This window comes from Pseudomonas sp. R9.37, assembly GCF_963878885.1.
Taxonomy (GTDB): Bacteria; Pseudomonadota; Gammaproteobacteria; order Pseudomonadales; family Pseudomonadaceae; genus Aquipseudomonas.
In genome coordinates this window covers 515396-535017 of the sequence record NZ_CAWNZA010000032.1, presented here as the reverse complement: position 1 = coordinate 535017, position 19622 = coordinate 515396, and the positions used below count along the sequence as shown (strand labels likewise).

At 62.0% G+C, this 19622-nt stretch carries 15 protein-coding genes; all 15 read right to left on the bottom strand.

The features are described 5' to 3' along the window. Positions 1 to 2 precede the first annotated feature (2 nt). Positions 3 to 653, bottom strand: a complete 651-nt coding sequence (pdeM, locus tag AACU78_RS18300) for a ligase-associated DNA damage response endonuclease PdeM (protein WP_106577145.1) — start codon at positions 651 to 653, stop codon at positions 3 to 5. After that, the gene (locus AACU78_RS18295) at positions 653 to 3133 is read right to left on the bottom strand and encodes a ligase-associated DNA damage response DEXH box helicase (RefSeq protein ID WP_106577144.1); all 2481 of its coding nucleotides are present in this window, start codon (positions 3131 to 3133) and stop codon (positions 653 to 655) included. The genes pdeM and AACU78_RS18295 overlap by 1 nt, the downstream gene beginning before the upstream one ends. A 57-nt stretch (positions 3134 to 3190) precedes the next feature. Then, on the bottom strand, positions 3191 to 3955 hold the full coding sequence (locus AACU78_RS18290) for an ABC transporter ATP-binding protein (protein ID WP_106577143.1): 765 nt from the start codon (positions 3953 to 3955) through the stop codon (positions 3191 to 3193). Positions 3956 to 3968: 13 nt separating this feature from the next. Beyond that, positions 3969 to 5087 carry a succinylglutamate desuccinylase/aspartoacylase family protein gene (locus tag AACU78_RS18285; RefSeq protein WP_106577142.1) on the bottom strand — a complete coding sequence of 373 codons (1119 nt, stop codon included), beginning with the start codon at positions 5085 to 5087 and terminating at the stop codon, positions 3969 to 3971. 9 nt (positions 5088 to 5096) lie between these two features. After that, positions 5097 to 5807, bottom strand: a complete 711-nt coding sequence (locus tag AACU78_RS18280; RefSeq protein WP_106577141.1) for an ABC transporter permease — start codon at positions 5805 to 5807, stop codon at positions 5097 to 5099. Next, complete coding sequence (locus AACU78_RS18275) at positions 5804 to 6532, bottom strand: ABC transporter permease (RefSeq protein ID WP_106577140.1); 729 nt, start codon at positions 6530 to 6532, stop codon at positions 5804 to 5806. Before AACU78_RS18275 ends, AACU78_RS18280 begins: the two co-directional genes overlap by 4 nt. A gap of 59 nt (positions 6533 to 6591) precedes the next feature. Beyond that, the gene (locus AACU78_RS18270) at positions 6592 to 7371 is read right to left on the bottom strand and encodes a transporter substrate-binding domain-containing protein (RefSeq protein WP_106577139.1); all 780 of its coding nucleotides are present in this window, start codon (positions 7369 to 7371) and stop codon (positions 6592 to 6594) included. 340 nt (positions 7372 to 7711) lie between these two features. Continuing rightward, positions 7712 to 9346: an ATP-dependent DNA ligase gene (locus AACU78_RS18265; RefSeq protein ID WP_106577138.1), complete on the bottom strand. Its 1635-nt coding sequence runs from the start codon at positions 9344 to 9346 to the stop codon at positions 7712 to 7714. Continuing rightward, on the bottom strand, positions 9343 to 10347 hold the full coding sequence (locus AACU78_RS18260) for a ligase-associated DNA damage response exonuclease (protein WP_106577137.1): 1005 nt from the start codon (positions 10345 to 10347) through the stop codon (positions 9343 to 9345). The genes AACU78_RS18265 and AACU78_RS18260 overlap by 4 nt, the downstream gene beginning before the upstream one ends. Positions 10348 to 10548: 201 nt before the next feature. Continuing rightward, positions 10549 to 12990 (bottom strand): penicillin acylase family protein, encoded by a 2442-nt coding sequence (locus AACU78_RS18255; protein WP_106577136.1) that lies wholly within the window; start codon positions 12988 to 12990, stop codon positions 10549 to 10551. A gap of 208 nt (positions 12991 to 13198) precedes the next feature. Then, complete coding sequence (locus AACU78_RS18250; RefSeq protein ID WP_106577135.1) at positions 13199 to 13843, bottom strand: glutathione S-transferase N-terminal domain-containing protein; 645 nt, start codon at positions 13841 to 13843, stop codon at positions 13199 to 13201. 93 nt (positions 13844 to 13936) lie between these two features. Next, a complete protein-coding gene (locus tag AACU78_RS18245; RefSeq protein ID WP_106577134.1) occupies positions 13937 to 14722 on the bottom strand; it encodes an ABC transporter ATP-binding protein in 786 nt (261 codons plus the stop codon). Beyond that, a complete protein-coding gene (locus AACU78_RS18240; protein WP_106577133.1) occupies positions 14719 to 15777 on the bottom strand; it encodes a FecCD family ABC transporter permease in 1059 nt (352 codons plus the stop codon). Before AACU78_RS18240 ends, AACU78_RS18245 begins: the two co-directional genes overlap by 4 nt. A 157-nt stretch (positions 15778 to 15934) precedes the next feature. Next, positions 15935 to 17050 carry an ABC transporter substrate-binding protein gene (locus tag AACU78_RS18235; RefSeq protein WP_106577132.1) on the bottom strand — a complete coding sequence of 372 codons (1116 nt, stop codon included), beginning with the start codon at positions 17048 to 17050 and terminating at the stop codon, positions 15935 to 15937. Positions 17051 to 17075: 25 nt separating this feature from the next. Then, complete coding sequence (locus tag AACU78_RS18230) at positions 17076 to 19460, bottom strand: TonB-dependent receptor (RefSeq protein WP_106577131.1); 2385 nt, start codon at positions 19458 to 19460, stop codon at positions 17076 to 17078. Between the last annotated feature and the right edge of the window lie 162 nt (positions 19461 to 19622).

Sequence of the window (19622 nt, the reverse complement as noted above, 5' to 3'; positions counted from 1 at the left end):
GTTCAGCACACCGGCCATACGTCCTCATCGCCGATCACAAAGATCTGCTGATCGTCGCGCTGCTCCACTGAATAACCCCCGGTAAAGGCGCCGAACGCCGGCAACAGGCTGATCCGCGACCCGAACTGAAAGCACGGCAGACGCAAGCTCTGGCGGCCCCTGCCGCGCAGTCGATAGACCGGGTGCACGTGCCCCGCCAGCACATGGTGGCTGGCATGCGCGTCTGGTTCGTGTTGCAGGGCGAACGGCCCCATCAGCAAAGGCTCCGGCACCACCTCGATGCCCAAGTCGGCCGGTGGGTCGCCTGCGCGTTTATCGTGATTGCCACGAATCAGCGTCAGGCCAAGGTCGCGATTGTGCTCACGCCACGCTCTCAAGGCGCTTAGGGTGCCGCTGGCGTGAGAGCCGGGGCCGTGCAGGAAGTCACCGAGAAAGATCACCTGCTCGCACGGCAAGGCCGATAACAGCCGGTCCAGGCGTTGCAGGTTTTCAGTCGTGGTGCCTTGGGGCACGGGTTGCCCAAGGCTGCGGTAGGCGGAGGCCTTGCCAAAATGCACGTCGGCAATCAGCAGGCACTGACGCGAGGGCCAGTACACGGCCTTTTCCGCCAGCAACCACAGTTCTTCTCCCTCAAGCATTACCGAACAATGCATCAGCGTTTCCCGTTATCCGCGACTTTTTCCAGGTCTTTGACCATCCGTGCAATGCGCTCCGAGAGTTTCTCCGAACTCATGCTCTCGCGCATCCGCTCAACCAGCAGCGGGAAGGCCAGCGGTGTAGGCCGTTCGATCAGGTGCAGGTCCAGTTTCAGCGCGGCCAGTTGGCGCAATGTCTGTTCCAGCCGACGAATATCCAACTCGTCACGCAGGACTTCTTCCCCGGCCTGGGTCAGCAGCAGGTTCTGCGGGTCATATTGCTTGAACACTTCAAAAAACAACCCGCTGGAGGCCTGAACCTGCCGCGTGCTTTTTGGCGCACCTGGGTAACCCGCGAACACCAGCCCGGCGATGCGCGCGATCTCGCGAAAACGTCTAAGGGCCAATTCCCCGGCATTCAAGCTGGCTATGACGTCGGTCAGCAAATTTTGCGGACTCAATAACGCTTCGTTCAGCAGTAATGGCCAATCCACCGGCGTGGCACTCAACAGCTCCAGCCCGTAATCATTCACCGCGATTGAAAAGGTCACCGGCTGCAGTTGGCTGACCCGCCACGCCAGCAGGCTGGCCAGGCCCAGATGCACTTGGCGTCCGGCGAAGGGGTAAAGAAACACGTGCCATCCTTCCCGCGACTTCAGGGCTTCGGCCAGCAAATGCGTGCGTGTCGGCAGGCCCGACCAGCGCAACTGGGTTTGCAGCAAGGGTTGCACCGCCTGCATTTCCGGGCCGTCGAAATGCCCATGCGCCGCCGCATCAAACCGCTCGACCACCGCCTGCGCCAGTTCGTTGGAAAGCGGCATGCGCCCGCCATTCCAGCGCGGCACGGCGGCTCTTTTCGCGGTGCTGCGACGCACGTAAGCAGTCATGTTTTCCACGCGCACCAGCTCCAGCAAACGCCCGGCAAACAGGAAACCATCACCGGGTTTAAGCCGTGCGATAAAGCCTTCCTCGACACTGCCCAGGTTCTTGCCGCCGCCGCCCTTGCTCCAGAATTTCAGCTGGATACTCGCGTCACTGACGATGGTGCCTACGCTCATGCGATGGCGCCGCGCCAGGCGTGCATCCGGCACTCGCCACACGCCGTGCTCGTCGGGCTCCACGCGGCGGTAATCCGGATAAGCCGTCAGCGACAATCCGCCATGGCGCACAAACCCCAGCGCCCAGGCCCAGTCGGCTTGCGTGAGGTCACGGTAAGCCCAGGCACCGCGCACTTCCGCCAGCAGCGCATCCGGCGTAAAGCCTCCGCCCAGCGCCATGCTCACCAAATGCTGTACGAGCACGTCCAGCGGCTTGTAAGGCGATTCACGGGCTTCGATGCGCCGTTGGGCGATCGCGTCTTGGGCGGCCGCCGCTTCCACCAGCTCCAGGCTGTGGGTCGGCACCAGCGTCACCCGGGACGGCCGCCCTGGCGCGTGGCCGGAGCGTCCGGCGCGCTGCATCAGGCGCGCCACGCCTTTGGCCGAGCCGATTTGCAGTACGCGTTCCACCGGCAGGAAATCCACCCCCAGGTCCAGGCTGGAGGTGCACACCACCGCCTTGAGCTGGCCGTCTTTCAAGGCTCGCTCCACCCAGTCGCGCGTTTCGCGCGAGAGTGAGCCATGGTGCAGCGCGATCACTCCCGCCCAATCCGGGCGCGCCTCGAGCAACGCCTGGTACCAGATCTCCGACTGCGCCCGTGTGTTGGTAAACACCAGGCAACTGCTGCTGGAATCCACTTCGGCGACGACTTGCGGCAACATCTTCAAACCAATATGCCCGGCCCAGGGAAAGCGCTCAGTGGTGGGCGGCAACAAGGTATCGACCTGCAGCGTTTTGGCTGTTTGCCCCTGCACGTTGATCCCGCCACCTTGTGGGACCAAAACCTCCAGTGCGTGAGCCTGATTACCCAACGTCGCCGAAATTCCCCACACCATCAGTTCCGGATGCCACCGCCGCAAGCGCGCCAGCGCCAGTTGCAGCTGCACACCACGCTTGTTGCCGATCAGTTCATGCCATTCATCCACGATGACCATGCGCAGGTGTGCCAGGCTCGATTCACTGTCGGCACGCGCCAGCATCAACGTAAGACTTTCCGGCGTGGTAACCAGCGCGGTGGGCTGGCGGCGGCTTTGGCGGGCGCGTTCGCTGCTGCTGGTATCGCCGGTGCGCAGGCCGATGCTCCACGGAATCTGCAAGACCTCCAGTGGCGCTTCAAGGGCGCGTGCAGTGTCGGCGGCCAATGCGCGCATGGGTGTAATCCACAGCACCGTCAGCGGCTCAGCCGGCGGTTTGCGTTTGCCGGTGGCGGGCGGGCGAGTGATGGCGAAGCGATTAAGGGCGGCAAACCACAGTGCATAGGTTTTACCCGCGCCGGTGCTGGCATGCAGCAAGCCTGACTGACCCTGCTTGACCGCCGCCCATACCTCTTTCTGAAAGGCGAACGGTTTCCAGCCCTTGGCGGCAAACCAGTGTTTTGCGAAGTCGAGGGGTTTTGCCATGGGTGGGCTGACGCTCTGGAGGCTCTCATTCAGAGACCCTCCAGGCGCCGCAAAGGTTTACTTCAAATTGCCGCTCAAAAACTGCTGCAGGCGCTCGCTCTTCGGATTGCCCAGCACATCCGCAGGCGCACCTTGCTCTTCCACCAGGCCCTTGTGCAGGAACAGCACCTGGCTCGACACCTTGCGCGCAAAGCTCATCTCGTGGGTGACCATGATCATGGTGCGGCCTTCCTCGGCCAGCCCCTGGATCACCTTCAATACTTCACCGACCAGCTCCGGGTCGAGGGCCGAGGTCGGCTCGTCGAACAGCATCACCTCCGGCTCCATGGCCAGGGCGCGGGCGATGGCCACGCGTTGCTGTTGGCCACCCGACAGGAACGCCGGGTATTGATCGGCCACGCGCGCCGGCAAGCCTACCTTGTCCAGGTAGCGACGGGCGCGGTCTTCGGCGTCCTTCTTGCTGCAACCCAGCACCCGGCGCGGGGCCATGGTGATGTTTTCCAGCACGCTCATGTGGCTCCACAGGTTGAAATGCTGGAACACCATCGCCAGCCGCGTGCGCAGGCGTTGCAGCTCGGCGTCGTCGGCCACGCGCATGCCGTGGCGGTCGCTGACCATGCGGATTTGCTGGCCGTCGAGGGTCATCGCGCCGTCGTTGGGGGTTTCCAGAAAGTTGATGCAGCGCAAAAAGGTGCTTTTGCCCGAACCGCTGGCGCCGATCAAACTGATCACATCACCGGTCTTGGCCTTGAGCGAGACACCTTTGAGCACTTCATTGTCGCCATAGCTTTTATGCAGGCCTTCAACGGTCAATTTGTACATGGGGCGTGCATCCTCAAGGCGAAAGTAGGTAGCCGCTGCGGTAGGCTTCATGGCCTGCGACATGGCTGATCACCATGCCGGCAGTGGCCATGCGCCGCAGCGAACGGGCGTAAAGCAGGCCGGCGTTTTTACAGTGCACGGGCGTTACGCGGTCAGTAAGGGGGTCGATGATTTCGGCGATCAATTGCCCGGCTTCCAGGTATTCACCGGGCAGGGCGCAAAATACCAGCAAACCGCCAACGGGCGTGGTCACAGGCTCGACGCCCGCCAGTGGGGTGGCCGGGTAGGGCAAGGCAGGCAATGGCGCGGCGGTGCCTTCAATCGCGCCGAAGTGGATCAGATAATCGATGATCGCCTGGCAGTCGAGGCGGGCCAGGCCATGGTTGACGTCGCCCTGGCCGCGCAGCTCGACGGTCACCGAAAAGCTGCCCATGGGAATCGGGAAGCGCTCGCCGAAGCGTTGCTGCAACTGCCACCACACCAGGGTGAAACACTCATCGAAGGACTGCCCGCCGGAGTCGGTGGCAAGCAAGTTGGCTTCCGAGCCGATGTAGCGTGCCAGCGGCTCCACCTGCGGCCAGGCCTCGGGCGTGGTGTACAGGTGCGCCACGGCTTCGAAGTCGCAATGCAGGTCGAGCACCATGTCGGCCTCGCAGGCCAGGCGTTGCAGCACCAGGCGTTGGGATTGCAACTGGGTGTCGGCCGCTTGCCGGGCGAGGGCAGTGGACAGCGCGGCACGGATCAATCGGGCGTTGTGCTGCGCGTCATCTCCCAGCAAATACTCGACCTGGTTACCGACCTCTTCACTGAGGTCGACAAACCGGCGGTTGAAATTCTGTCCGCTTTCCAGCTCGTAGCGGCCCAGCGGAATATCCATCAACACTTGCTCCAGGCCCACCGGGTTGGCAATCGGCACCAACACGATTTCGCTGCGCAGCCTGCCGGCCGCCGCCAACTCGGCCAGGCGGGCCTTGAGGTGCCAGGCCACCAGCATGCCCGGCAGTTCGTCGGCATGCAGCGATGACTGGATGTAGACCTTGCCTTCAGCCTGTTCCGGGCCGAAGTGGAAACTGTGAATCTGCCGCGCCGTGCCTGGCACCGGCGCGATCAGATCATGTACCTGATGACGCATGACAACTCCTTAATGGCTCGGCCCGAGAAAGGCCAGCCAGCGGCGCTCCGCCAGACGAAACAGCCCGACCAGCGCAAAGGTCACGGTCAGGTAGATCAACGCAGCGATGCCGAATGATTGAAAGGTCATGTACGTGGCCGAGTTGGCGTCCCGGGCCACCTTGAGAATGTCCGGCACCGTCGCGGTGAACGCCACGGTGGTCGAGTGCAGCATCAGGATCACTTCGTTGCTGTAGTACGGCAGCGAGCGGCGTAGGGCCGACGGCATGATGACGTAGGCATACAGCTTCCAGCCTGTGAGGCCGTAAGCCTTGGCTGCTTCGACTTCGCCATGCGCCATGCTGCGGATTGCCCCGGCGAAAATCTCGGTGGTGTAGGCGCAGGTGTTCAGGGCGAAGGCGAGGATGGTGCAGTTCATCGCATCCCGAAAGAACGCATCCAGCACCGGTTGCGCCCGTACGGCCGCAATGCTGTAGATCCCGGTGTAGCAGATCAGCAGCTGGATATAGAGCGGCGTGCCACGAAACAGGTACGTGTAAAACTGCACCGGCCAGCGGATGTAGCGTTTGCGCGACACGCGGGCGATGGACAGCGGGATCGACACCACAAAGCCAATCACCAGCGCCGCGCTGAGCAGCCACAGGGTCATAGCCAGCCCGGTGATGTGCTGGCCGTCGCTATAAAGGAAGGGCCGCCAGTATTGCTGCAGAAGTTCGATCATCGCACGGCCTCCCGGGACCCAGCGGAGTAGCGGCGCTCAAGCCAGCGCAGGACGACATTGGACGCGCTGGTGATCAGCAGGTAGATCAACGCGGCGATGACCAGGAAGTAAAACAGTTGATAAGTGCTCTTGCCGGCGTCTTGAGCCGCCTTGACCAGGTCCGCCAGGCCGATGATCGACACCAGCGCCGTGGCCTTGAGCATCACCATCCAGTTGTTGCCGATGCCTGGCAGGGCAAAGCGCATCATCTGCGGGAAGGTCACGAAGCGAAACCGCTGCCCGCGCGTCAGCCCGTACGCGGTCGCCGCTTCCAGCTGGCCCCGCGGCACGGCGAGGATCGCACCGCGAAAGGTCTCGGTGAAGTAGGCACCGTAGATAAAGCCCAGGGTGATAACCCCGGCGCTGAATGGGTCGATCTCGATGTAGTCCCATTCCATGAAGTCGGTAAAACCGGTCAGCCAGATTTGCAGGCTGTAGAAAATCAGCAACATCAGCACCAGGTCGGGCACGCCGCGAATCAAGGTGGTGTAGAGCTGGGCGGGGACGCGGATCAGGCTGACGCTGGACAGTTTAGCGCTGGCGCCGAGCAAACCGAGCAGGACGCTGACGGCCAGGGAGGCGACCGACAGTTTCACCGTCATCCACGTACCTTGCAGCAACAGCGGGCCGAACCCCTTCAAACTGAAGGCACTCAGCCCCAGGGTTTGTAAAAGATCTTCAAACATGAATTCAGGACCTATGGCGATAAAAAAGCGCCCACCTGAAACAGGTGGGCGCCAGGGTGTTATTTACCGCTGTACAGGTTCAGATCGCCGAAGTGTTTCTTCTGGATGGTGGCGTAGGTGCCATCATCGTGTAACGCTTTGATACCTTTATCGAGCAAGGCCTTGAGGTCTTTGTTACCTTTTTTGATACCGACCGCCGTTTTGGATGGCAGCAATGGGTCGTCGATGGCCTTGCTGACTTCGTAGTCAGCGCCTGCCGGCGACTTCAAAAAGCCCAGTTCGGCTTGCAGCATGTCTTGCACCGAGGCGTCGAGACGACCGGACGTCAGGTCGGCATACACCTGGTCCTGGTTGGCGTAGGCCTTGGTGGTCACACCGGCTTTGTCCAGCACCGCCTTGGCGTAGGCTTCCTGGATGGTGCCTTGCTCGTAGCCCACGGTTTTGCCCTTGAGGGACTCAGGCGTGGAGAAGTTCGCGCCCTTTTTGAACACCAGGGACGTCGGGCCGGAGAACAGCTCGTTAGAGAAGTCGATCGCCTTTTCACGGGCTTCGGTCACGGTCATCGAGGAAATCACGCCGTCGAACTTGTTGGCGTTGAGGCCCGGAATCATGCCGTCGAAGTCACTTTCAACCCACTTGCACTTGACCTTCAGCTCGGCGCAGATCGCATTGCCCAGGTCGATATCGAAGCCTACCAGGCTGCCGTCGGCGGCCTTGGACTCGAATGGCGCGTAGGAAGGATCGACACCAAAACGCAATTCCTTGTATTCCTTGGCTGTGGCAACACCAGCAGCCATGCACAGAGCCAGTGCAGAAAGGGTCAGCAATGCTTTTTTCATTATGTAATCCCTGGAAACCAAGATAAGCGCTTGTGGCGCGTTTAGGACTGTTACTGAACGGTGTCAGACGGATCACAAGTAGCAATTTCTGCACCATAGTTCCGAATGTAGTTCCGAATGGTTGTTTTAAAAGGAAGGATAAAGGAGATGTGAGTGTAGGAGATGCCCGAAAATGGGCATGGAAAAATCAATGCACCATTCTGGATCTTGCTCGGATCCAAAATGTGGGAGCTGGCTTGCCTGCGATGGCGGTGTGTCAGCTAAATCTCTCTAACTGACCCACCGCCATCGCGGGCAAGCCCGGCTCCCACAGGGTTCTGCAGTGTTTGGGAGTAAGGGGTCAGGTCAACAAGTCCTGCAAGGTCCCGAGGTTGTCGGCTTCTTCCACTGCCTTATCCTGGCGCCACCGCAACATTCTGGGAAACCGCACCGCAATCCCGCTCTTGTGGCGCTTGGACAGGGCAATGCCCTCAAAGCCCAGCTCAAACACCATGCTCGGCGTCACGCTGCTGACCGGCCCGAATTTCTCCACCGTGGTTTTGCGCACAATTGCGTCGACCTTGCGCATTTCTTCGTCGGTCAGGCCGGAATAGGCTTTGGCAAACGGTACCAGCGTGCGTTCTGTGCCGGGCGGGCCATCCCACACTGCAAAGGTGTAGTCGCTATACAGGCTGGCGCGACGACCATGGCCACGTTGGGCGTAGATCAACACCGCGTCGACGCTGAACGGGTCGACTTTCCATTTCCACCACACGCCCATGTCCTTGGTGCGGCCCACGCCGTACAGGCCGTCCTTGGCCTTGAGCATCATGCCTTCCACGCCCAACTGGCGAGACGCCTCGCGTTGGTGCGCAAGGTCTGCCCAAGAGGTCCCCGTCAGCGAAGGCGATGGCAGCAGCACAGGCTGGTTGCACTGAGCAATCACCTGCTCGAGTTGGGTGCGGCGTTCGGCCTGGGTGTGATTGCGCCAATCGTCGCCCTCAAACTCCAGCAGGTCGTAGGCGAGGACGGCGACCGGAGCATCCTCAAGCACCTTTTTGCTCAGGGTCTTGCGGCCGATCCGCTGTTGCAGCAGGGCGAAAGGTTGCACCGCGTCCTTCCACACCACGATTTCGCCGTCGATCACCGTGCCATCCGGCAAGCCGCTGACCAGGCTGTGCAGTTCGGGAAAACGCTCGGTGACCAGCTCCTCGCCCCGCGACCAGACCCACAGCCGGCCTTCACGCTTGACCAGTTGCGCGCGAATGCCGTCCCACTTCCATTCCACCTGCCAGTCGGCGGGGGAGCCGAGCAGGGCGTCGAATTGCTCCACCGGCTGCGACAACCCATGGGCCAGAAAAAACGGATACGGCTGCCCGCCGCGTTGCGCGTGTTCGTCGGACGATTCGGCAGCGATCAGCTTGAGGTAGCCTTCAGGCGTAGGGCGATTGGACAGGTCGGTGTAGCCCACCAGGCGTTGCGCCACGCGCTTGCTGTCGAGGTCGGCCATCGCGGCGAGGGCGCGGGTGACCAGCAATTTGGACACGCCGACGCGAAAGCTGCCGGTGATCAACTTGATGCAGACCATCAGGCTCGGCTGATCCAGTTGGGCCCACAGCGCGGGCAGGCGTTCGGCGAGTTCCAGAGGCGGCAAACCACGCAGGGGCAGCAGCTTTTCTTCGAGCCACACCGCCAGGCCATCTTGCGAGGTGTAGGTGGATTCGGGTAACAGCAGGGAAATGGTCTCGGCCAAATCGCCGACCGATTGGTAGCTCTCTTCGAACAGCCATGGCTCGATGCCCGAGGCTTGGGTGGCCATGTCGCGCAGTAAACGGGTGGGCACCAGTTGCCGAGGTCGCCCGCCGGACAGGAAGTACACCGCCCACGCTGCATCGTCGGGCGGGGCTTGGCGAAAATACGCCTGCAACGCGGCGAGCTTGGCATTGCTGGACGTGGTGGCATCAAGGTTGGCGTATAACTCGGCGAAGGCTTTCATGCGCTGGCCTCCTCTTCGTCATCGCCGTATTCGGTAGTGAAGCCCTGGGCATCCAGGCCTTTTTCCCGCAGGTGACGTACCAGAACGCCGACAGAACCGTGGGTGACCATTACCCGCTCGGCGCCGGTTTGCTCGATGGCCCACAACAGCCCCGGCCAATCGGCGTGGTCCGAGAGCACAAAGCCGCGGTCCACTCCGCGGCGCCGCCGCGTACCGCGCAGGCGCATCCAGCCGCTGGCGAACGCGTCGCTGTAGTCGCCGAAACGCTTGATCCAACTGCTTCCGCCTGCGGACGGCGGGGCGATGATCAGCGCTTGGCGCAGCAACGGGTCGGTCTTTTTGAAGTCGCCGGCATAAAGGGTTTCGGGGATGTAGATGCCCGCTTCGCGGTACACCCGGTTCAAGGGCTCGACCGCGCCATGGCTGAGGATCGGGCCAATGCTGGCGTCGATGCCATGCAGGATGCGCTGGGCCTTGCCGAACGAATAACAAAACAACACGCTGGCCTTGCCGGCGGCGATGTTGGCCTGCCACCAGTCATTGATCCCGGCGAAGATCTGCGCCTGGGGCTGCCAGCGGTAGATCGGCAGGCCGAACGTGGATTCGGTAATAAAGGTATGGCAACGCACCGGTTCGAAGGGCGCGCAGGTGCCGTCGGGCTCGACTTTGTAGTCGCCGGAGGCGACCCAGACTTCGCCCTGGTATTCCAGGCGCACCTGGGCGGAACCCAGCACGTGCCCGGCAGGGTGAAAACTCAGGGTCACGCCGTGGTGCACGAGTTGTTCGCCATAGGCCAGGGTTTGCAGATTGATGTCCTGGCCCAGGCGCGAGCGCAAGATGCCTTCACCGGGCGCGGCGGCCAGGTAGTGCTGGTTGCCGGTGCGGGCGTGGTCGCCGTGGGCGTGGGTGATGACCGAGCGCTCCACCGGCCGCCATGGGTCGATATAAAAATCTCCGGCGGGGCAGTAGAGGCCTTCGGGCCGGGCGATGACAAGGTCCATGGGCGTGCCGGGGGCGATGGGCTTATCAGGTATGAGGGGACGGTGGGGCGAGAAGTTCTATCGGAATGCATAAGGTCAATGTGGGAGCGGGCTTGCTCGCGAAGGCGGTGGTTCAGCCAACTATTGAGTGACTGATCGACCGCCTTCGCGAGCAAGCCCGCTCCCACATTTTTGATCCGGTTTCTTCAGTGAGAAACCGGGTTATTTGCCAGGCGTCAGGGTCAACCGGGTTTTGCCGTACACCTTGTCGAAGTTCTGCGGCTGCATCGGGAAGCTCAGGTATTGCGCCTTGAGCGACGGGTCGATGCCGTTCGCATAATTCGGGCTGGCCGGGTTGCCGGACTGGCCAATGCCGCCCTGGCCCATCATCGGTTCGATCTGGCCGAAGTCGACAATCATGCGCAGCGCCGGCACCTGGGTGGTGGTGAAGTCCTGGCCCCAGCGGTAGGGCGCCGGGTTCAGGGTGTTGTGGTCGCCGCCGCTGGCGAACGGCCCGCGAATCACCTGGCCGTTGGTGTTTTTCCACGTGGTGGTGTGCAGCTTGCCCCACTGCCAGGCCTTGTGGTCGCCGCCCAATTGGCTGTCGCCGGCCGTGATCGCGGCGGTCAGGCTGCGGGCCAGGATCGCCGGTTTGTCTTCTTTTTGCGCCGTGCGCACGTCGTCCCAGAACGGGCTGTCTTCGCGGCCCAGCAGGTGGTCGGCGCTGGCGGAGTAGGACAGGTTGGCGTTGCTGATAAAGGCTTTCCAGCTGGCGCTGTTTTCCGGGCCGAGTTCGTCGAGGAAGATCTGCTTGGTGCTTTCCTGCAGGAACAGCTCGTAGATCGCCGCGTCGGCGGACGTTGGCGCCAGTCGGCCATCAAACGCCATCAGGCGATTCAGCGCCTCGCGGGCCTTGGTCGCGTCGGCCGCCGGCAATGCATCAATCGCCTGTTTCAACGGCTGAGCCATGCCCGGCGCCTGGAACATGGTCTTGAGTTTGGCGGCAAAGAGGGTGGTCTGGTCGTACTGCATGGCGATCATGCTGCGGCTGTCGTGCTTGCCGGCGTTGGCCAGCTGCGCCAGGCGTTCGCTGCGCTCCGGTGCATCCCAGGAGTTGGACAGCTGCATGCCATAGCCGCGTGGCGCGGTGCGCTGGTTGGCGGTGCCGATCCAGCCTTGGGCCGGGTCCTGATCGTAGGGGTGCAGCATCGCGTCGGCGTAGCCGTCCCAGTCAAAGCGCGCGTCCCAGCCCGGCGACGGCAGCAAGCCCTGGCCTTCGCGGCGGTTGGGGAAGCGGCCGGTGACTTGCCAGCCGATGTTGCTGGCGTCGGCGAAGATCATGTTCAGGGCGATGGCGCGGATTTCCCGGGTCGCGTCCGACGCCTTGCCGGCGTTTTGCGCACGGGACAGGTCGAAAAACGCGTCCAGGCTCTTGTCGTCCTTGAAGTCGGCGGTTTGCAGGGCCAGGCCGAAACCGCTGGTCAGCGCCTGGCTGCTGTTGAGCAGGGCGCCGTGGCGAGTTTCGTAGACCACTTCACGCAGTGGCCGCTGGCCTTTGGCGAAGTAGGTTTCGTTGCGCACGGTGGCCGGCAGCCATTTGCCGTTGTTCTCGTAGTACAACGCGTTGCCTTGGCGTTTGACCTTTTCCAGGAACAGGTCCTGGGTGTCGCCCTTGACCGCGCTCATGCTCCACGCGACTTTGCCGTTGAAGCCGGACAACAGGGTCGGCAGACCGGCAATCGAGGCGCCGACTGCCTGGTATTTGGGCGCACGGATCTGCACGTAATTCCACGGCGACGGCGCTTGCGGCTGGGCGGCAAGGTCGCTGGCCAGCAGGCTTTTGCCGCTGCGGCTGCGTTGTGGGCCGATGGCCCAGTTGCTGGAGGTGGTGACCGCCAGGGCGTTGAGGCTGCTCAACTGCTGGCCGACACTTTCCAGGCCCGCAAGGCCGGTGATCTGGCCCAGGTTCACGCCCTTGAGCTTGTCGGCCTCGTCCGCCGGGATTGGCTCATCCGGCGCACTTGGCGTGAGCCAGGCGAGCTTGTCGACGCCGACTTTCTGCGCCAGCACCAACGAGGAGAGCTCTTCTTGCAGGTTGCTCGATTCGCTGAAATTCAACAGGCAGAACAACAGCGCCGAATCTTCCGGTTTCCAGTACTCGGGCTTGTAGCCGGTCTGGGCGAGGTCCGGCGGCAGCTTGTCGCGGTAGCGGAACAGGTAGGCGTTGACGCCCCGCGCATACACTTCAAAGAAGCGCTTGAGGCGCGGCGACGAAGCGTTGTACAGCTCGCCGGCGCTTTTTTTCAGGTTGACCGCGCGCATGAAGCGGTCGACATCCAGCACTTCTGGCCCGGACATTTCCGCCAGACGGCCCTGGGCCAGCAGGCGCAAGGTGACCATCTGGGTGATGCGGTCGCTGGCGTGCACGTAACCGAGGCTGAACAGCGCGTCATGGAAGGTGTTGCTTTCGATCAGCGGCATGCCTTGGGCATTGCGGCGTACCGACACATTCTGGGCCAGGCCTTTGATCGGCTGCACGCCGGCAACGGGTGGCAGGGTGTCCTGGGTGCTCTGGAGCTGGCAACCGGCCAGGCTTAATGCACTGGCCACTGCCGCGGCAACGCCGAACCGGGGAAGAAAATGTGAGAGGGCTGGCGAGGCCATGGCAAAGCTCCTGCGGGGGTAGCGTCATTAAAGGCGCTACGTTAGTGAGCGCGGCGAAACGACGCAAGCAGGAGTTTGAGTCTTGCGCAAATCAACTGTGGGAGCGGGCTTGCTCGCGAATGCGGTGTGTCAGTCAACGAAGGTCTGACTGAACCACCGCATTCGCGAGCAAGCCCGCTCCCACATTTTGACCGAGTAAGACTTCAGATCAGGCTTTGGGTGGGTTCACTTTCTGCACCAGCTCATATGCCCGAACCGTCGCTGGCCGTTCCTTGATGCTGTTGAACCATCGCTGCACATGGGGGAAATCCTCCAGGCGCTGGCTTTGCCACTTGTGGGAAACAATCCACGGGTAGATCGCCATATCGGCAATGCTGTAGTCATCGCCTGCCACGAACGGGCGATCCGCCAGGCGCCGGTCCAGCACGCCATACAGGCGCGCGGTTTCATCGACGTAGCGCTTGATCGCGTAAGGGATTTTTTCCGGTGCGAACTGGCTGAAATGATGGTTTTGCCCGGCCATTGGCCCCAGCCCGCCCATTTGCCAGAACAGCCACTGCAATGCCTCCTGGCGACCGCGCAGGTCTTTGGGGAGGAACTGGCCGGTTTTTTCCGCGAGGTACAGCAAGATGGCGCCGGATTCAAACAGTGAAATCGGTGCGCCGCCGTCGCTCGGGCGTTGGTCGACGATGGCCGGGATACGGTTGTTGGGAGCAATCTTCAGGAAGTCTGGTTTGAACTGGTCGCCCTGGCCGATGTTGATCGGGTGCACCTTGTAGGGCAAACCGGCTTCTTCCAGGAACAGTGAAACTTTGTGACCGTTGGGGGTAGTCCAGTAATACAGGTCGATCATGAAGCTCTCCAAATGAGCGAATGCCTGCAGGTATAGGTGATGATCGAAGGGCAATAATTCAATCAAACATTTGCGTCTAACCTTAGAAGCGTTTTACACAGCCCCATCGACCAGCACCTGCAACGACTGCTGCGAGCACCGTTCAATGCGCACCCGCACGCCGTAAACGTCGGCAAACAGCGCCGGGTCAAGCACCTCGTCCGCCACGCCACTGGCGTACAAGCGGCCCTGGCGCAGCACGGCAATGTGGTCGGCAAACCGCGCGGCGAGGTTGATGTCATGCAGCACTACCACGGCGATCAGGTTGTGTTCGCGTACCAGCCCTCGCACGCAGTCCATGACCTTCAACTGGTAATTGAGGTCGAGGGCGCTGGTGGGTTCGTCGAGCAACATCACCTGTGGGCGGCGTGCGATGAGTTGGGCGAGGCTGACCAATTGGCGTTGGCCACCGGACAAGGTGCTTAGCAGTTGATCGGCCAGGTGTGCGATGCCGATGCGCTGCAACGCCTCAAACGCTTCACGCAGACAGGCCTCGCTGGACAAGGGAATGCCTTCCACATGGGCCACGCGCAGTGCGGCGATCACGCTTTCCATCACGCTGAGGCTCAGGCCCGGCGGCAGGTTTTGCGGCATGTACGTGACGCGGCGTGCACGCTCGGCCACGGACATGGCCGACAGGTCCAGTGCACCCAGCCTTACCACGCCTTGCATCTTTTCCAGCCCGGCCACGGCGCGCAGCAGGGTCGACTTACCGGCGCCATTGGGGCCGATCAGCGCGGTCAGGCTGCCGTGGGGCAGGGTAGGCAAGCTCAGGTCATGCACGATGTGCCGCCGGCCATAACTGACGTTGGCGTTGTGTACCGATAAGCCCAGGTTCATAGCTGCCTCCCGCGCTTGAACACCAGCACCACGAAAATCGGCACGCCCACCAGCGCGGTGACGATGCCGACCGGCACGATCACGCCCGGCATGATCAGCTTGCTGGCAATCGACGACAGCGCCAGCAATAACGCGCCGGTCAAGGCGCTGGCGGGCAGCAGGAAGCGTTGGTCCTCACCCACCAGAATCCGCGCGATATGCGGACCGACCAGGCCGATAAAACCGATGGTGCCTACAAACGCCACGGCGGTGGCTGACAACAGGCTGATACGCAGCAATGAGAAAAACCGCAGGCGCTTCACGTCCACGCCAAAGCTTTGCGCGCGGTCTTCGCCCATGCGCAGCAGGGTCAGGCGCGGTGCGGCGGCGAAAGAAAACGGCATCACCACCGCCACGACCAGCGCGAGGATGCCGAGCTTGTCCCAGTTGGCCCGGGTCACGCTGCCCAAGGTCCAGAACACCAGTTGCTGCAAGACATCTTCAGTGGCGACCAGTTGCAGCAGGGCCACGACCGCATTGCAACTGAACACCAGCGCGATGCCGAACAACACCAGGCTTTCCACGCCCGCGCCGCGTAGGCGTGACATGGCTTGCAGCAAAAATACCGAGGCGGCCGCGAAGATAAAGGCCGAGATGGAAATTGCCGTGTTGGCCGACACCCACAACGTGGTCACCGGAAATACGATGGCCAGTGATGCGCCCAACGCCGCCGCCGACGACACGCCCAAGGTAAATGGACTGGCCAGCGGGTTGTTCAAAATCGCCTGCATTTCGGCCCCGGCCAGCGACAGCGCGCAACCGACCAGCACCGCCATCAGTGCATAGGGCAGGCGCACGTTCCAGATGATCACCTGGTCGGTGGCGCTCAGGTGCGAGGGGTGCAGGATGCCGTCGAGTAACGCCAGCAGGCCCATGCCCGAAGGGCCACTGGCCAGGTCCACCAGCATCGCGCAGACCAGCGCCGTGCCCAACAGCGCGAGTAGCCAGGCGCGACGTGCCAGCAAGCGGCGGTAGCCGTGAGTGGCAGTGGCGAGGTCAAGGGTTTGAGTGGTCATTGGGCTCACACACAGTTAACAAACGATGAAAATCCAAATGTGGGCGCTGGCTTGCCTGCAATAGCGGTGTATCAGTCGACTGATTCAGTGACTGACACTTTGCTATCGCAGGCAAGCCAGCTCCCACACTGACTGCATTCCAACAGGGCGATAGGTGTTACTTGGTTTTTGCGTCAACCCAATAAGCACCCTGCAACGGCATGCCCAGGAACTGTTGGTTGATTTGCTCCCTAGTCGTCTGCGGATCGAGCGTGGCGAACAACGCCGGGTGAACCCACTTGGCCAGCGCTTCAATTGCCAGCAGGTTGTACGGCGAGTTGTAGAAGTCATGCCACAGGCCGTGGGCATTGCCCTCGCGGATGGCCCGAAGATGGGCGAATTCCGGCCGCGCCAACACCCGGTCAAACGCCCCACGTGCTTCGTCAGTGCTCACGCCAGCGCCCAGGATCAAGCCCGGCTTGTGGTTGCCGGTGGCCACGTACACGTCCGGATCGGCTTTCAGTGCGTACTCGACGCTGATATCGCCCAGCGCACCCGGCACCACGTCGGCGGCGATATTGCGCCCGCCGACCAGCTTGATCACTTCACCCATGCCGCTTTTGCCGGTGGTGTGCCCCGGCGCCTGCCAGGCACCGGCCAGCAATTCGAGGAACACGCTGGGGCGTGGGCCAGCGGGCAAGGTGGCGACGGCATCGGTGATGACCTTGATGTGCTGGTCATAGAACGCCAGGAAGGCGTTGGCCTGGCTTTCACGACCCAAGGCCTGGCCCAGCGCGTTCATGCTGGTGTGAGTGCCTTGGACCGGGTTGATGCGAAAGTCGACGAACACCACCGGGATGCCGGCTTTGGCCAGCACGTCTGCCACCGCGCTGTGTTCGGTCGGGCCGTGGCCCGAAATGCTGAACACCGCCAGGTCGGGTTTGAGCGAGAGAATTTCCTCGGCGCTGACGCTTTGCTCCGACGCCTGCCCGATCAACGGGATGTCTTTCACCGAGGGAAATTTCGCCACATAAGCGTTGTAGGTGTGCGGGTCCAGCAGCTTCAAGTCGTTCTGCCAACCAACGATGCGCTGGAACGGCGCGTCCTTGTCGAGCAGGGCAAATGCCGAAATCAACCGGCCTTCTCCGAGCACCACACGTTTAACGTCGTCCTTTACCTCGACCTTGCGGCCCAGCACGTCGGTAACTTCATGGGCGGCGGCGGTTTCGGCATGGCCGAGTACCAGCGCGGCGAACAGCACGCCGAGCTTGAGCACGTTGCGGGGTTTGAACATGGACAGGACTCCTGGTGAGGGAAAATCAGAATTCATAATCGACACTGGCGGTGAGGGTGCGGCCTGCGCCTGGGATGCCGTAGAGCTGGAAGCCGTCGAGGGACGCGCCAACCTGGCTGTAATAAAACGTGTTGAACACGTTATTCAGGTTGAGGTTGACCGTGGTGTCCTTGTTGACCTTGTATTGCGCCGCTAGGTTACTCAGCCAGTAACCGGGGGCTTTTTCGTGGTCGCGGGTGTAGATCGCATCGACGCCGGACGGGCCATTGGCGTAGCTGCTGTTGTTGTTCAAACCGCCGACATACTTGTTGTCGCTGTAGCGACGACGGCCCACGTATTGCTCGCCGTAGCTCAGGCTCAGGGCGTCGGTGACGGCGTAGGTGGTCCACAGGTTGGCGGTCAGGTCGGGGACGTTCTTGGCTTGCGCGCCCTTGTTGATGCCTTTGGTCTGCGTGCTTTTGAGCGCCGAAAAGCCGGTGTAGGCGGTCCAGCGCGGGGTGATGTTGCCATGCAGGCCGAGTTCGACGCCGTCCACGCGTTTGGCGGGCAGGGCGCGCACCGGGGCGGATTCGCCGTCCTGGTATTCCCAGGCGTTGTCCAGTTCGGTGCGGAAGATCGCCGCCGTAACATTGAGCCGGTCGTGGGCAATGTCCCACTTGGTGCCCATCTCGTAGGTTTTCGACTTGGCCGGGCTGTAGTTGCTGGTGGTGGACGCGCCGTAGATCTGGTTGTTGGTGGACGCGCCCAGCGCCGACGGTTGCGCCGCCTCGCTGTAGGACACGTAGATGCTGGCGTTTGGCAACGGCTTGTACACCGCGCCGATACGACCGCTGACCGCACCGTCGGTGCTGCTGATGGTGGCCTGGCCGCGCTGTGTGGTTTGCGCGCGCCAGTTGTCGTAGCGCAACGAGCCGAGCACTTGCCAGTGTTCGTTGAGGGTGACGGTGTCGCCCAGGTAAATGCCGGCGTTGTCGATCACCGAGCGCGGGTCGCCTTCGCCTTTGGTCACGTAAGTGCTGGCGAAGCTGTGGCTGGGGTCGTTCATGTTGAAGAACATGTCGCCGGCCGGCACTTCAGCGTTACGTTTCAGGCCGCCGTAGGTCTCGTGATAGAACTCCAGGCCGCTGACCACCGCGTGTTGCAGGCTGGCAGTGTTGAACGTGAAGCTGAAGTCGGTCTGGTTATCCAGGATGGTGTAGCGCTTGGACAGCCCGAAATCGCTGCCACGCAGAATGCCGTAGCCGGTGTTGCTGTTGTTCACGTAGTCGGTGTAGGCATTTACCGTGCTGCCCGGCACTTGGCTGAGCGGGCCTACACCCGTGTAGCCCAACGTCGCACAGCGCGTGCCGGTGCAGGTTTTTTTGCCTTTGGCGTCGGCGGCAAAAAAACGCGCCGGGGACAGCACCGCGAAGTTGTCGCTGCGCTCCCAACGCGTCTGGTTGCGCAGGTTGGCTTCGTTCCAGTCAAAGTCATGTTCGAAGCGTGCGGTCAGCGCGGTGGTTTCGTTTTGCTGCGTATACAGGCTCGAATCGCCGTACCCGTTGGAACGTTTCACACCCGGCATGCGATGGCCGTCGGTGCCACGCTGGATCGGCACGCCGCCGTCCGGGGTGTTGGTGTCCTTCTGATAGAAGGTGTCGACGAAGAACCGCGTGTCGGTGCCCAGGCCGAAGCCGAACGAGGTGGCAATGCCCCAGCGGTCGTAGTCCACGTCGTCGCGGTCGGCCACCTGGTTGTAGTGCTTCATCAGGTTGATGCGTACGGCGCTGGTGTCGGTCAACTGCTTGTTGATGTCGGCAGTGAGGCGCCGGTAGCTGTCGGTGCCTATCCCTGCGGAGACTTTGTTGGCATCACCCAAGTGCGCTTCTTTACTCACCAGATTGACGCTGCCGCCCACCGCCGAAACCCCTGACTCAATGGAACCGGTGCCCTTGAACACTTCGGCCTGTTGCAGGTTGAAGGTGTCGGTGCGCGTGGACATGCCAGCGTCGCGCACGCCGTCGACGGTCAGGCTTTGCTCGGACGAAAAGCCGCGAATCGAAAACAGGTCGCCCCAACCCAGGTTGCCCTCACCGGACATGAAGGTGATGCCCGGCACGTTGCGCAACACTTCCTGCAGGGTTTGCGCGTTCTGCTCTTTAAGCACTTGCTGCGGCACGATGGTCACGCTTTGTGGCGCGTCGAGCAGCGGCTGGCTGATTTTTGCCGAGGTCACCCGGTCGACTTTGAAGGCGGACGTGGTTTCTTCGGCGTCGACCTTGATTTGCGGCAGGCTCACCACCGAATCGTCAGGCGCGGCGGTGGACGCATCGGCCCAGGCCGTCGGCGCGACGCTGCCGGCAGCAAGAAAGCCGAACATCGGTGCCAGAGTGGTATGCAGCGTGTGACGGTGCGGGGTGGGCAGTGACATGGGCAGTGATCCGAGTCTAAATTACAATTACTCTCATTTAGGTTCGGTAGTCTAAAGAGCGATTCCGCCTGCCATACCCCGGCTTTGTATCGCTGATGCGTGATTATGGTTTCCCACAACATTCCATTACATTTGCGCGTACCACTGGCTGAGCTTTCGGCT

Bases quoted from the DNA above. Each gene is read 5' to 3' on its own strand.
- pdeM (WP_106577145.1), bottom strand. From the start codon at position 653: ATGCATTGTTCGGTAATGCTTGAGGGAGAAGAACTGTGGTTGCTGGCG.
- AACU78_RS18295 (WP_106577144.1), bottom strand. From the start codon at position 3,133: ATGGCAAAACCCCTCGACTTCGCAAAACACTGGTTTGCCGCCAAGGGC.
- AACU78_RS18290 (WP_106577143.1), bottom strand. From the start codon at position 3,955: ATGTACAAATTGACCGTTGAAGGCCTGCATAAAAGCTATGGCGACAAT.
- AACU78_RS18285 (WP_106577142.1), bottom strand. From the start codon at position 5,087: ATGCGTCATCAGGTACATGATCTGATCGCGCCGGTGCCAGGCACGGCG.
- AACU78_RS18280 (WP_106577141.1), bottom strand. From the start codon at position 5,807: ATGATCGAACTTCTGCAGCAATACTGGCGGCCCTTCCTTTATAGCGAC.
- AACU78_RS18275 (WP_106577140.1), bottom strand. From the start codon at position 6,532: ATGTTTGAAGATCTTTTACAAACCCTGGGGCTGAGTGCCTTCAGTTTG.
- AACU78_RS18270 (WP_106577139.1), bottom strand. From the start codon at position 7,371: ATGAAAAAAGCATTGCTGACCCTTTCTGCACTGGCTCTGTGCATGGCT.
- AACU78_RS18265 (WP_106577138.1), bottom strand. From the start codon at position 9,346: ATGAAAGCCTTCGCCGAGTTATACGCCAACCTTGATGCCACCACGTCC.
- AACU78_RS18260 (WP_106577137.1), bottom strand. From the start codon at position 10,347: ATGGACCTTGTCATCGCCCGGCCCGAAGGCCTCTACTGCCCCGCCGGA.
- AACU78_RS18255 (WP_106577136.1), bottom strand. From the start codon at position 12,990: ATGGCCTCGCCAGCCCTCTCACATTTTCTTCCCCGGTTCGGCGTTGCC.
- AACU78_RS18250 (WP_106577135.1), bottom strand. From the start codon at position 13,843: ATGATCGACCTGTATTACTGGACTACCCCCAACGGTCACAAAGTTTCA.
- AACU78_RS18245 (WP_106577134.1), bottom strand. From the start codon at position 14,722: ATGAACCTGGGCTTATCGGTACACAACGCCAACGTCAGTTATGGCCGG.
- AACU78_RS18240 (WP_106577133.1), bottom strand. From the start codon at position 15,777: ATGACCACTCAAACCCTTGACCTCGCCACTGCCACTCACGGCTACCGC.
- AACU78_RS18235 (WP_106577132.1), bottom strand. From the start codon at position 17,050: ATGTTCAAACCCCGCAACGTGCTCAAGCTCGGCGTGCTGTTCGCCGCG.
- AACU78_RS18230 (WP_106577131.1), bottom strand. From the start codon at position 19,460: ATGTCACTGCCCACCCCGCACCGTCACACGCTGCATACCACTCTGGCA.